Source organism: Streptomyces sp. NPDC000075 (genome assembly GCF_040301925.1).
Classification (GTDB): domain Bacteria; phylum Actinomycetota; class Actinomycetes; order Streptomycetales; family Streptomycetaceae; genus Streptomyces; species Streptomyces polychromogenes.
On record NZ_JBEPFL010000004.1, the window covers coordinates 38943 to 51814 of the forward strand.

Sequence of the window (12872 nt, forward strand, 5' to 3'; positions counted from 1 at the left end):
GGGCGGCAACTCCCCTGTTCGAGGCGGGGGTTACTCCCTACACTGGCCGTCCGCCACCGGGGGAGGGGTGCCATGAGCGCCGGGCTGCTGCCGCGTGACTACCGGATCCGGTCCCAGCAGATGACCGCCGTGTACATCGCCGTCGGGGTGGGGCTGCCCGGCATCGTCCTGTCCACGCTGAACCTGGACGACGTCCCGGGCGCGGTGAAGCTGGTGATCATCGCCCTGGTGGTGCTCCTCTTCGGCTGGCTGGTGTGGGCGTCCAAGCGCTGCGCGACCTCCGCCGACCTCAAGGGCATCCGGGTCCGCCGTTTCACCGGGAGCAGGCGCCTGGCCTGGGAGGACATCCAGGAGATCCAGGCCGTGCGCAACCCCAGCGCAGGCATGGGGCAGAACCAGCCCACCCTCATCTCCTACGCCTACGACGCCGGGGGCCGCCGGGTCCAGCTGATGTACGTGGACGACAACCACGTCGACGTCGAGCGCGAGATCGCCGTGATCCGCGCCGCCTGGGAGGAGCTCCGCGGCCCCGGCTGGGCGCCGGACCCGCAGGCGCACGCGCATGTGGAGCGGCAGGCGGTGCGCGAGGGGCGGATGCTGAAAGCGACGTTCTGGGGGTGCGGGATCTTCTTCGTGCTCTTCGTCGTCGCGATGGTGGTCATGGTCGTCAGCACCTGAGCGACACGCCCCCCATCGGACATTCCGGGAGGATTCCGGGAAGCGGGTGTGGTCTGGGTCACGTTCCAGTTCAATGATCTGACGTGCCGCACACGCGAACACCTGCAGGGGGTGCCAGGTGAGTGCTTCCGGACGTGGTGAGACCACCGACGATCTGCTCGCAGCGCTGCTCGACGGGATGGACGCCGCCCTGTGCGCGTTCGACTCCGACGGCGTGATCACGCACTGGAACCGCGAGGCCGAGCGGATCCTCGGCTGGACCGCCGCCGAGGCGGTGGGCCGGCACGGGTTCGCGGGCTGGGCCGTGCGCGCCGCCGACGCGGACGACGTACAGGACCGGCTGATGTCGGCGCAGGACGCGCCGGGCCGGCAGGTCCACGAGTTCGCCTTACTGACCAAGGAGGGCGGACGGATCCTCGTACGGACCCAGTCCGCCGGGGTGCCCGGCGCCGACGGGAAACCGGCCGGGGTCTACTGCGCCTTCAGCGAGGTCCACGCCCAGATCGACCTGGAGCGCTCCATCGCCCTCAGCGAGGCCCTGATGGACGACGCCTCCTGGGGGGTCGTCCTGGTCGACGTGGACCTGCGCCCGGCGGTGGTCAACGCGCACGCCGCCCGCGCCTTCGGCTCCGGCCGCACGACGCTGCTCGGGCGGCCGCTCGGCGAGCTGCTGTCCCAGGGGGTGGAGGAGCTGGAGGGGGCGCTCCAGCACGTGCTGGCCGAGGGGGCGCCGCCGGGGCCGGTGGAGCTGTGGGTGACGGTGCGGACCCCGGAGGGGGAGCGGCGGCGCTGCTGGCGGAGCGGGTTCTTGCGGCTGGCCTCGCCGCTCGCGGAGGAGCCCGTGCCGCTGGGGGTGGGGTGGCTGTTCCAGGACGTCACCGAGGCCCGGCAGGCCGAGCTGGACAACGGGCAGGTGCGGTTCCGGTCGAACCAGCTGCACCGGGCCGGGCGGGCCGCCGGCGAGTGCGCGGACCCGGCCGAGGCGGCGGCCGTACGGCTGGACTTCGCGCTGGCCGGGTTCGCGGAGCACGCGCTGGTCGACGTACTGGCCGAGGGCGGGCGGCGGCTGGTCCGCTCGGCGGTGTCCCCGTCGGGGCTGGCCCTGCTGCTGCCCGGGCCGGGCGCGATCCCCGTCCGGTACGAGAGCGCGCACCCGGCGCTCCAGGCGCTGGACCGGATCGGCCCCGTCCGGGCCAGCGCGCCGGGGGCGCCCGGCAGCGAGGCGGCGGAGGGGTGGGCACGGGCCCGGCAGTGGCCGCCGGGGGCCGCGCACGCGCTGTGCACGGTGCTGCGGAGCCGGGGCCGGACGCTGGGCATCCTGACCTTCGTCCGCGGGGCGACCCGCCCCGCCTTCACCCATCCCGACGCGGCGTACGCGGAGGAGGTGGCGGCCCGAGTGGCCGCCGACCTGGACCTCGCCGGAGCCTGAGGGACCCCGCCCCGCAGGGCCCCGCCCCGCAGCCCCGGCCCCGCCCTGCGGTGCTCGGCTAGTGCCGGAAGAAGATCCGGTCCCCGTACTCCCGCATCACGCGCCCGTTCCACTCGTGCCCGCCGTCCACGTTCCCCGACCGCAGCAGCGGCGGCTCCACCCCCCGCGCGGCCAGCTCCCCGGCCGCCGCCGCCATCACCGCCTGCATGATCGCGCTCGTCACCACCGTCGACGCGGGAGCGAACGGCGCGTCGATGCCGTCCGCCGTCAGCTCCGCGTCGCCGACCGCGATCTTGCTGTCGAGGACGATGTCGCAGTGGTCCTTCAGGAAGGTCCCCGACACGTGCCGCGACTTCGTCTCCGTCGCGTACGCCACCGACGTCACGCCGATCACCTTCAGCCCCAGGGCCCGCGCGTTCATGGCCATCTCGACCGGCAGTGCATTGCGCCCGGAGAGCGAGATGACGACCAGCACATCGCCCTCGGAGGCGGGGCTGCTGTCCAGCACCGCCCCGGCGAGCCCGTCCACCCGCTCCAGCGCGCTGCCCAGCGTGGCCGGCATGACGTCCACGCCCGCCGTGCCCGGTACCGCGAGGAAGTTCATCAGGGCCAGCCCGCCCGCCCGGTACACCACGTCCTGCGCGGGCAGCGAGGAGTGCCCCGCACCGAAGGCGAACAGCCGGTGACCGGCGGCGACGGCCTCGGCGATCACGGTCCCGGCCTCCGCGATCCGCGCGCCCTCCTCGTCGCGCACCCGCTCCAGCAGGCCGATGGCGGCGTCGAAGAACTGCCCGGCCAGCTTGCTCTCGCTCATACGCCGAAGGCCCTTCCAGGATGGGGTGCGGTGGATGCGTCGTCGGTGGTCCGCCGCTCACCGTGCGGTCTGGACCAAGGACGTGTCAATACGGGCGTCAATCCATGGACCGAAGCCCTGCGCACCGGACGTCCGGGGCGGCGCACCGGGCTTCCCGGGAGATGTCCAGTACATGCCTTGACGTCAGGCGCGGGACGGTTGTCGGCCCGATGCGTCAGAATTGGGGGCAGGGCCAGCGCACGCAATCCGAGGGGCACGAATGTCCGGACTGATCGATACCACGGAGATGTATCTCCGCACCATCCTCGAGCTGGAAGAGGAAGGCGTGGTCCCCATGCGCGCCCGGATCGCCGAGCGGCTGGACCAGAGCGGCCCGACGGTGAGCCAGACGGTGGCGCGCATGGAGCGGGACGGTCTCGTGGCGGTGGCCAGCGACCGGCACCTGGAGCTCACCGACGAGGGCCGCAAGCTCGCGACGCGCGTGATGCGCAAGCACCGCCTCGCGGAATGCCTGCTCGTCGACGTCATCGGCCTGGAGTGGGAGCAGGTGCACGCCGAGGCCTGCCGCTGGGAGCACGTGATGAGCGAGGCGGTGGAGCGGCGCGTCCTGGAGCTGCTGCGCCACCCGACCGAGTCCCCGTACGGGAACCCGATCCCGGGTCTGGAGGAGCTGGGCGAGAAGGCCGAGGCCGACCCGTTCATCGAGGACGGCATGGTCAGCCTGTCGGAGCTGGACCCGGGCAGCGAGGGTAAGACGGTGATCGTCCGCCGCATCGGCGAGCCGATCCAGACCGACGCCCAGCTGATGTACACGCTGCGCCGCGCGGGCGTGCAGCCCGGTGCGGTGGTGAGCGTGACGGAGTCCCCCGGCGGGGTGCTGGTGGGCAGCGGCGGCGAGGCCGCCGAGCTGGACGCCGACATCGCCTCGCACGTGTTCGTCGCCAAGCGCTGACGCGGGGGCGCATCCCGTTCCGGCTGTCGCAGTCCCCTGAAGACGAGTGGTCCCGGCGCCTCGCGGCGCCGGGACCGTCCTCCCCTGGCTGACCTGGAGCCCCGAGCTCTCAAGGTCATCCCCTTCGGACCGTCTTCCCCGAGCGGCCCGCCTCCCTGTTGAAAGGATCTCCATCGGCAGCGGCGGCCAATCCTTGAGCAAGGTCACTCGAAAGAGCGGTGTTGCCGGCGAGACGCCCGTTTTCGAATACGGGTTCGATAGTCTGGCCGGGAGCGAAGGGGGTGCATCCTCGGTGGTTCAGCGCATCGATGTCACTGCAGCCGACGGCGTCCGACTGGCCGCCTGGGAGTTCCGCGATCCGCCCGCCGGAGCCCGGCAGCCGGCGGTCCTGTTACTGCACGGCCTGATGGGCCGGGCCCTGCACTGGGCGGGCACCGCGGCCTGGCTGGGCGAGCAGCGCCGCGTGGTGGCCCTGGACCAGCGCGGGCACGGCCAGAGCGAGCACCCCGTGACGAACGGCGCCGCGGCGCCGGGCGGCATCAGGGACCTGGACGGCCCGACCGGCTTCGGGCAGCCGCCCGCCCCGGCGGCCCCGGTCCCCTCCCTCGGCCGTGAGGCCTTCGTGGCCGATGCCGAGGCGGCCATCGAACAGCTCGGTCTCGGCCCGGTCGTCCTCATCGGCCACTCCATGGGCGCCCTCACCGGCTGGCAGCTCGCCGCCCGCCGCCCCGACCTCGTCCGCGCCCTGGTCATCTGCGACATGCGCGCCTCCGCGCTCGGCGAGGCCTCGCAGCAGGAGTGGGAGGAATGGTTCCGCCGCTGGCCGCTGCCCTTCCCCACGCAGGACGCCGCCCGCCGCTGGTTCGGCGAGGACGACCCCCGGGTGGAGCGCCCCGACCCCGGCCGGGGAGCCTTCTTCGCCGAGGTGATGCACCAGGCTTCGGACGGCTGGCGCCCCCTCTTCTCCCGCCGCCAGATGCTGACGGCCCGCGAGACCTGGGTGCACGACGCCCACTGGGAGGAGCTGGCCAAGGTCCGCTGCCCCACCCTCGTCGTCCGCGGCCTCGACGGCGAACTGGGCCGCGCCGAGGCGCAGGAGATGGTCCGCGTCCTCCCGGCCGGCCAGTACGCCGAGATCCCGGACGCCGGGCACTACGTCCACTACGACCGGCCGGCCGCCCTGCGCGCGGTGCTGGAGCCCTTCCTCGACGAGGTCGCGGACCTGGCGTCCCGATGACCCGCCGGACCCTTCGCCGGTGCGGCGCTCACCCGATGGGGTGGATCGCGGCCCGCCAGTGAGCCCAGCGCGGCCCGCCGCACGCACCCGGCAGCCGCGGCCCCAACAGGCTGTGGCCTGTCCAGTGGGAGCCGCCGGCCCGCTGCACCCCGGCGGTGAGCAGACGAAGGGTCTCCATGTCCACGTCCCCGTCCACATCCTCCACCTCTCCCCACGCCTCCACCCGCGCCTGCCGGTCCGGTCGCAGGAGGGCCGCGCGCCGCCACGCGGCCGCGGCCGTCGCCGCCGCCCTGGCGCTCGTCCTGGCCCTGCCCGCGACCGCGCTCGGCGCACCGGGCGACCTCGATCCGGCCTTCGACGGAGACGGCAGGGTCGCCACCGACTTCGGTGGCGGCGGCTCCGACGACAGCCGCGGCCTGGTGATCCAGCCGGACGGCAAGATCGTCACCGTCGGCAGCACCGTCCCCGCCGCGGGCGGCTACTCCGATATCACGCTGGCCCGCTACAACCCCGACGGCAGCCTCGACCCCACCTTCAACGGCGACGGCGACACCGACGGCAGGATCACGGCCGACCTGCGCGGCGGCGACGACTCGGCCGCCGCGGTGGCGCTACAGCCGGACGGGAAGCTCGTCGTGGCCGGCTACAGCGCGGAGCCCGACACCGCCGGGTCGTTCACCGTCGCCCGCTTCAACCCGGACGGCAGCCTCGACACCGGCTTCGACGGCGACGGCTTCACCTTCACCGACTTCGGCACCACCGGCCCGCAGGGGGCCTACGCGGTCGTGATCCAGCCCGGCGGTGCCATCGTGGCCGCGGGCGAGAGCGGCACCGGCGTCGCCGTCGCCCGCTACAACGCCGTCGACGGCAGCCTCGACACGGGCTTCGGCGTCGGCGGCAAGGTCACCACCGCCTTCGCCGGGGGCTCCGCGAGCGCCTACGACGTGGCGCTCCAGCCGTCCGACAACAAGATCGTCATCGCCGGCCGCTCCGGGTACAACTACCCCTCCAACGACTCCGACTTCGCCCTCGCCCGCTACAACCCGGACGGCAGCCTCGACGCCTCCTTCGGCACGGGCGGCAGAGTCACCACCGGCTTCGCCGGCCCGGACGTGGCCAACGGGGTCGAGATCCAGCCCGACGGGAAGATCGTCACGGCGGGCAGCAGCGGCTTCGACTTCGCCCTCGCCCGCTACAACCCCGTCGACGGCAGCCTCGACACCGGCTTCGACACCGACGGCAAGGTGACCACCGACTTCGGCACCAACACCCTCGACGGAGCCGCCGACCTGGCCCTCCAGCCCGACGGCAAGATCGTCGCCGCCGGTATCAGCCAGGCCGACTTCGGCGTGGCCCGCTACAACGTCAACGGCTCCCTGGACACCGGCTTCGGCGCCGGCGGCAAGGTCCACACCGACGTGTCGTTCGGCTACTTCGACACCGCCAACGCGGTCGCCCTCCAGTCCGACGGGAAGATCGTCGTCTCCGGCAACACCGGCGACGACCAGGGCCTCGTCCGCTACCAGGTCACCACCCCGCCGCCCCCGCCCGGCGTGGACCTGGCCGTCACCAAGACCGGCCCGGCCTCCGTCAGCATCGGCGACCAGGCCACCTACACCGTGACGGTGACCAACACGAGCACCACCACCACGGCCACCGGGGTCTCCCTCGCGGACACCCTCACCGGCCCCGGCACCCTCCTGTCCGCCACCCCCGGCCAGGGCACCTGCACCCTCACCGCGACCACCGCCACCTGCGCCCTCGGCACCCTCGCCCCCGGTGCGCAGACCACGGTCAAGCTCGTCGCCGAACCCCGCGCCACCGGCACCCTCTCCGACAAGGCCACCGTCTCCGCCGCCCAGACGGACCCGGCGACCGCCAACAACACGGCGACGGCCGCCAGCACGGTCAACAACGCCCGCGGCTGCACGATCATCGGCACCAGCGGGGCCGACACCCTCAACGGCGGCTACGGCAACGACGTCATCTGCGCCCTGAGCGGCAACGACACGGTCCGGGCGAGCTACGGCAACGACACGGTCTACGCCGGCCCCGGCAACGACAACGTCGACGGCGGCTTCGGCGACGACAACCTCATCGGCGGCCCGGGCAACGACACCCTGACCGGCAACTACGGCAACGACCGCCTCGACACCGTCGACGGGGTCGCGGGCAACGACACCGCCAACGGCGGCTTCAACACCGACACCTGCACCACCGACCCCGGCGACACCCGCATCAGCTGCCCGTAACCGGGCGCCCCCGAGGCGGGGTCCAGCAGGACCCCGCCCCACCGGCCGCACGCACCGGCCGCCCTCAACCGGCCGGTGCGGACCAGCGGTTGAGGATCCCCGTCGCGTCGTCGTACGTGAGCCAGGTGCCGTCCCCGAGGGGGCGTACCTCCCCGGTCGCGTGCACCCCGGCGGGGTAGGAGAGACGTCCCCGTTCCTTCAGGGTCCGGGCGTCGAGGAGCCGGTGGCCGGCCGTCCCCGGGAACTCCTCGTCGTCCGGGAGCGAGACGATGACGGTGCCGGCGTCCACGAAGCCGCAGCCGTAGTCCCAGCACGGCCGGTCCCCGGACTCGCCGGCCTCCGGCTCCGCGACGGCGAGGACGTCCCCGTCCAGGGCGTGCAGCTCCAGGTCCGATCCGTAGTGCTCGACGGTGAGGTAGCCCGCGTGTCCCGGGTGGACGTCGATCAGGATCCGGTCCATGTTCTCGTTGAGGTCCCAGGAGGTCAGCCGCTCGCCGTCCCACCGTGCCCAGTGCAGCAGGATGCCGTCCTGGCCCATGCCGATCGAGAGCCCCATGTGGATCCCGTCCGGGTGGGAGACGTGGTGCGAGCCGGACGTCACGCTGTCCAGCGGCAGCCGGGCCAGCTCCCGTCCGTCCCCGGCGTCCAGGACGACCCAGCACTCCTGCCAGTCGTCCTCCCCCTCCCCGGTCACCACGTGCGCCCACACGTACCGGCCGTCGTCGGAGACCCGGCAGGACCCGTGCTCCGACCCCCGGCACACCTCCTGCTCGTCCCCGCTGTGCGGATGGCCCAGCTCGGGACCCCAGCAGCCGTGCCGGTACTCCCAGAGCGTCTCCCCGCCCGCGCCCACGGCCCGTACCGCACGCTGCCCGGAGAACACGACGAACGATCCGTCGGGGCTCATGGAGTGGACGCCCCGGTCCCAGCCCGGCCACGGCAGCGGCAAGACGGTCTGCGGCGCCCGCGCCCCGGCGAACAGCTCGTCGAGGTCGAAGACCTCCAGCACGTGCCCCTTGCGCAGCAGCGCCCGGCGGGCGCCGCCGGTGCGGCTCTCGAAGGCGAATCCGTTGACCAGCGTGTTCCCACCCGGCAGGGGCACCGAGTCGCGCAGTCGTGCGTTGATCGACATGCCCCGAAGCTAACGGCGCCCACTGACAGCCGGTGCACGGTGGCCGTCAGGGCGAGGGGTCAGGAAGTGGTAGCGGCCGTCGAAGCGTCTGACGCACCATCCCAGCGTGCTGCCGTAGACGAGGTGACCGGCCAGGCTGACGGCCAGGGTGGCCGGGGTGAGCCGGAACAGCAGCAGCTGCGCGTGCGGTACGAGCAGGAGCGTGCAGATGAGCCCGGACCAGATGAAGACACCGTAGGCGAGCCCCAGCGGCACCAGCCCGCGCCGGACGCCGGCCACGAGGCAGAACAGCGAGAAGGCCATGCCGATACCGCCGCCGTCGCCGATGTAGCGCCACAGGTAGCCGACTGCGGCGTCCGGCCGGTCGGCGCCGGTGATCCACTGCCCGAGCCGGGGGATGAAGTCGGGCCAGCCGCTGAGGCGGATGACCGGCAGGCGCAGCATGTCGTAGGCGGTGACCGCGACCAGTCCGCCGAGGAACCCGGAGCGGGCCGCTCGTGCCACGGGCGTGCACCGCCACATCAGCGGCAGGGCCACGGCCCACAGCGGGAAGACCACGGTGTCCGCGGCCCTGTGCAGGGAGACCAGCCCGCCCAGGCTCAGCGGTATGGCCAGGACGGGCAGGGCGGCGGTGCAGAACAGCAGGCACACCAGCGCCCCTTGCGCCAGGCCGTAGCGCCGGAGCGTGCGGTCGTGCGCCGTGTGAGGGGGTTTGCGCAGGCTGAGGGGCATGGACGCGTCCGATGCCGAGGGGATCACCCGGACTCCCGGGTCTCCTGGATCGCCCGGACCTGGGTTTACCGGGTCTCCTGGAGCTCCCGGATCTCTCAGATCGCTCAGATCTCTGGTGGAGCAGCCGTCACCTTCACCATAGGCGGGCACCCCCGGCAGGAACAGCCGCGCTCGCGCGGTGTGGTGGCGCCGTCACCGAACGCCGCAGGGGGCGGCGGGCCGGTGGCCTGCCGCCCCCTGCGGGGGAGGTGGGACGGGGGTCAGCCCTTGCTGACCGCCACGAGGATCTCCGGGAGCTTGCGCGAGACCGTCGGCGAGGCGATCCGCAGCCCCGCCCAGGCGGCCAGGGCGCCCCAGGCGATGCCCGCCGGGAGGGTCAGCCAGGCCATGCCGCCCGGCGCGTCCGACAGGCTGACCCAGATCGCCAGCGCGATCACCGGGGAGGAGACCACCGCCGAGGTGATCATGCCGCCGAAGATGCCCAGCCAGGCCAGGCCCGCCTGCCCCGGGGCGACGTTCTTGAACGCCCCCTCCGTGGGGATGGAGTACGGGAAGTACGCCGAGGCCAGCGCGCCCGTGCACAGCATCGCCCCGAGCAGGCCCAGCCCCAGGCCCAGGGCGGCCGGGAACTGCGCCCAGTCGCCGACCAGCGCGGCCGTGACCACCGTGACCAGGACCGTGTACGGGACGGTGACCAGGGCCAGCGCGAAGGCGCGGGCCCGCAGTTCGACGAACGCGTCGCGCGGGGAGGAGATCGTCTGGGCGACCATCCAGAAGGCGGAGGTGTCCTGGCCGAACTGGTTGTACATCTGCACGCCGAGCATGCCGGCGCCGAAGCAGGCCAGGTAGACCGAGCCCGTGCCCTGGACGGCGTTGAAGACGGGGACGATCATGCCGACGGCCAGCGCCGACACCCACGCCGACTTCGTCTTCGGGTCGCGCACCACATAGCGCAGGGTCCGCTGCATCGCCGCGCCCGTGCGGCCGTCGGGGAGGAAGGACCGGCCGCCGCCCGTGCCCCGCTCCTTCTCCGGCTTGGCCGCCGCGAGGGTCGAACCGTCCGGGGTGACCATCAGCTTGGTCAGGCTCCGCTCCCAGAACCAGAGCAGCGCGGCGAGGGCGGCCAGGGTGAGCACCAGCTGGGCCGCCGCCCGCGCGTACGCGCCCTCGCTCGCCGAATCGACCATGCCGACCGCCGTCGCCGGCGGCAGCCAGCGGACGACCGCCTCGGCCGGCTCCAGCGCCGACAGCCCGCCCTGCTGGAACAGGCGCTGGCTGGCGAAGTTCGCCAGCTGCGCGCCGATCGCGATCAGCAGACCGCTGAGGAGGGCGAGGTCGCGGCCCTTGCGGCTGGTCAGCAGCCGTACGTTCGCCGTGGCCACCGCCCGGGCCAGGGCCACGCAGCCCAGGAGCAGCAGCGGCGCGCCCAGCACCGCCGCCACGACGCCCGCCGCGCCGTGCGCCACCGCCGCCACCGAGCCGACGGCCAGGCAGAGCGTGAACAGCGGGCCGATGCCGACCAGCGAGGAGGCCAGCAGGGCCCGTACGAGGGGACGCGGGCGCAGCGGCAGCATCACCAGCCGGCTCGGGTCGAGGGTCTCGTCGCCGGTGGGGAAGAACAGCGGCATCACGGTCCAGGCCAGCGCGAGGATGGCGCCCATCAGGACGACGGCGGTGCTCGCGTGGGCGTGGCCGTGCAGCATGGCCAGGCCCAGGGTGGCGAAGGCGGAGAAGGCCAGCGAGACCACCAGGCTGATGATCCAGACGGCCTTGCGCTTCGAGGACCCCTTCAGGCCGTTGCGCATCAGCGACAGCTTGAGGCGGACGAAGAGGGGGGTGAGGGACGCCTCGGCGGTGGCGCTCATCGGGCGCCGCCGAGCCAGTCGAGGGAGTCGCCGGCGGCGTGGTCGCGGGCGCCGACGAGTTCGAGGAAGGCGTTCTGCAGCGAGGGCGCGGCACCCCGTACGTCGGCCAGCGGGCCGGCGGCGCGGATCTGCCCGGCCGCCATGACGGCCACCCAGTCGCAGAGCGACTCGACGAGCTCCATCACGTGGGAGGAGAAGACGACGGTCGCCCCGGACGCGGTGTAACGTTCCAGCACCCCGCGGATGGTCTGCGCCGACACCGGGTCGACGCCCTCGAAGGGCTCGTCCAGGAAGAGGACCTCCGGGTTGTGCAGCAGGGCGGCCGCGAGGCCGATCTTCTTGCGCATGCCCGTCGAGTAGTCGACGACCAGCTTGTGCTGGGAGCCCGCGAGGTCGAGGACGTCCAGCAGCTGCGTGGCCCGCTTGTCGGTCTCCTCGCCCGGCAGTCCGCGCATGCGGCCCATGTAGCCGAGGAGTTCACGGCCCGAGAGGCGCTCGAACATGCGCAGGCCCTCGGGCAGGACGCCGATGCGCTTCTTCACCTCGACCGGGTCGGCCCACACGTCGTGCCCGGCGACCGTCACCTTGCCCATGTCCGGGCGCAGCAGCCCGGTCACCATCGACAGCGTGGTGGTCTTGCCGGCGCCGTTCGGGCCGACGAGGCCGATGAAGCGGCCGGCCGGCAGCTCCAGGTCGATCCCGCCGACGGCCACCTGCTCGCCGAAGCGCTTCCACAGTCCTTCTATCCGCACGGCCGCGGCGGTCCCCGGCGCGGGTCGCGTGCCGCCCGTCCCGCCCGTACCGCTACCGCCTGCCGCATAACCCTGGTCCGGCATGGGCCTGCCTCTCGTTCTCATCCCCGTGGTCGTACTTTCCTCACCATAGGAGGCAGGGGAGAGGGCGCAGCAGTTACGAATGTCATGAACTTGTGGACACGAATGTCAGCGGCCGGCGCGGGCGCCGGCCCCGTCAGGCGCCGCGCCCGGTCAGGCGTTGCGGCGGCCCCGGGCCGCGGCCGCCTCGCTGCCGCACGCGTACGCGAGGGCGTCGATCAGCTCCTCGGTGTCGGGCAGCCAGCGGTTGGCGGGGGTGGGCTTGCGCGCCCACTGGACCGGGCCCTTGCCGCCGTAGCGGGTCGGCGGCGCCGCCACGTACTCGCCCTCCCCGCGCGCGGTCAGGTCGATGGCGTGCGGCAGCCAGCCCAGCTTGCGCACCAGGTCCGGCACCTTCGCCCCGGCCCCGGGCAGCACGAAGAACATCATCCGGTGGTCGGGAGTGAGGGTGACCGGCCCCAGGGTGCGCTGCATGCGCTCCAGCCGGGCCAGGGCGAGGAAGCCGGCGGAGTCCGGCACGTCCAGGACGTCGAAGGTGCGGCCCGTCGGCAGCAGGATGGACGCGCCCGGGTGCTTGCCCCAGATCCGCCGCACCCCCACCGCACTGCCCGAGGCCAGGGAGCGCCAGTCCTTCACGGCCGGGTGCGCGCCGGGCGCCGGGCAGTCGGCCGCCCCGCAGGAGCACAGCTCCCGGCCGTCGCCGGGCTCCAGCCAGGTACCGGCGAAGACGTCCCAGTGCCGCTCTTCCACGTACCGCACGGCATGGTCGAGCAGCAGCTCGCCGCGCTGCTGGGGGATGGGTGCGGTCTCCGTGACTCCGATGGTCTCTTCCACGTGCAGCACAACTGCCGGGGTCACCGGGGGTTACGGGGATAAACGCGCGGGTCGACGGTGCATCGATCCTGCACGCGGGGCGCACGGGTGCACGCGCGGGGGCGCGTAGGAGGC

The 12872-nt window shown here is 73.4% G+C and carries 11 protein-coding genes; 5 read left to right on the forward strand and 6 right to left on the reverse strand.

Going from position 1 to position 12872, the window contains the following annotated elements; genetic code table 11:
* Positions 1 to 72: 72 nt before the first annotated feature.
* Together ABT403_RS06110 and ABT403_RS06115 are read left to right on the forward strand one after the other, a co-directional pair.
* Positions 73 to 678, forward strand: a complete 606-nt coding sequence (locus tag ABT403_RS06110; RefSeq protein WP_344162912.1) for a PH domain-containing protein — start codon at positions 73 to 75, stop codon at positions 676 to 678.
* Positions 679 to 796: 118 nt separating this feature from the next.
* Complete coding sequence (locus ABT403_RS06115) at positions 797 to 2107, forward strand: PAS domain-containing protein (RefSeq protein WP_344162915.1); 1311 nt, start codon at positions 797 to 799, stop codon at positions 2105 to 2107.
* Positions 2108 to 2165: 58 nt separating this feature from the next.
* Here the strand turns inward: ABT403_RS06115 and ABT403_RS06120 are convergent, their stop codons facing one another.
* Positions 2166 to 2921, reverse strand: a complete 756-nt coding sequence (locus ABT403_RS06120) for an SIS domain-containing protein (RefSeq protein WP_344162918.1) — start codon at positions 2919 to 2921, stop codon at positions 2166 to 2168.
* A 259-nt stretch (positions 2922 to 3180) separates the two neighbouring features.
* On the opposite strand from ABT403_RS06120, the gene ABT403_RS06125 reads away from it, so the two are divergent.
* The 3 genes from ABT403_RS06125 to ABT403_RS06135 all read left to right on the forward strand — a co-directional run bounded on the left by ABT403_RS06125 (position 3181) and on the right by ABT403_RS06135 (position 7362).
* Entirely contained in the window at positions 3181 to 3873 is a 693-nt protein-coding gene (locus ABT403_RS06125; protein ID WP_344162921.1) for an iron-dependent transcriptional repressor DtxR, read from the forward strand.
* Between the two features lie 292 nt (positions 3874 to 4165).
* The gene (locus ABT403_RS06130) at positions 4166 to 5110 is read left to right on the forward strand and encodes an alpha/beta fold hydrolase (RefSeq protein WP_344162924.1); all 945 of its coding nucleotides are present in this window, start codon (positions 4166 to 4168) and stop codon (positions 5108 to 5110) included.
* A 176-nt stretch (positions 5111 to 5286) separates the two neighbouring features.
* Positions 5287 to 7362, forward strand: coding sequence for a calcium-binding protein (locus ABT403_RS06135; RefSeq protein ID WP_344162927.1), 2076 nt, complete (start codon positions 5287 to 5289; stop codon positions 7360 to 7362).
* Between the two features lie 64 nt (positions 7363 to 7426).
* Here the strand turns inward: ABT403_RS06135 and ABT403_RS06140 are convergent, their stop codons facing one another.
* The 5 genes from ABT403_RS06140 to ABT403_RS06160 all read right to left on the reverse strand — a co-directional run bounded on the left by ABT403_RS06140 (position 7427) and on the right by ABT403_RS06160 (position 12758).
* Positions 7427 to 8494, reverse strand: a complete 1068-nt coding sequence (locus ABT403_RS06140) for a hypothetical protein (RefSeq protein WP_344162929.1) — start codon at positions 8492 to 8494, stop codon at positions 7427 to 7429.
* Between the two features lie 9 nt (positions 8495 to 8503).
* Positions 8504 to 9226: a DUF6789 family protein gene (locus ABT403_RS06145; RefSeq protein WP_344162932.1), complete on the reverse strand. Its 723-nt coding sequence runs from the start codon at positions 9224 to 9226 to the stop codon at positions 8504 to 8506.
* Positions 9227 to 9486: 260 nt separating this feature from the next.
* Complete coding sequence (locus ABT403_RS06150) at positions 9487 to 11091, reverse strand: transporter (RefSeq protein WP_344162935.1); 1605 nt, start codon at positions 11089 to 11091, stop codon at positions 9487 to 9489.
* Positions 11088 to 11927 carry an ABC transporter ATP-binding protein gene (locus tag ABT403_RS06155; RefSeq protein ID WP_344162938.1) on the reverse strand — a complete coding sequence of 280 codons (840 nt, stop codon included), beginning with the start codon at positions 11925 to 11927 and terminating at the stop codon, positions 11088 to 11090. Before ABT403_RS06155 ends, ABT403_RS06150 begins: the two co-directional genes overlap by 4 nt.
* A 150-nt stretch (positions 11928 to 12077) precedes the next feature.
* Positions 12078 to 12758 (reverse strand): bifunctional DNA primase/polymerase, encoded by a 681-nt coding sequence (locus tag ABT403_RS06160; RefSeq protein WP_344165757.1) that lies wholly within the window; start codon positions 12756 to 12758, stop codon positions 12078 to 12080.
* Positions 12759 to 12872 lie beyond the last annotated feature (114 nt).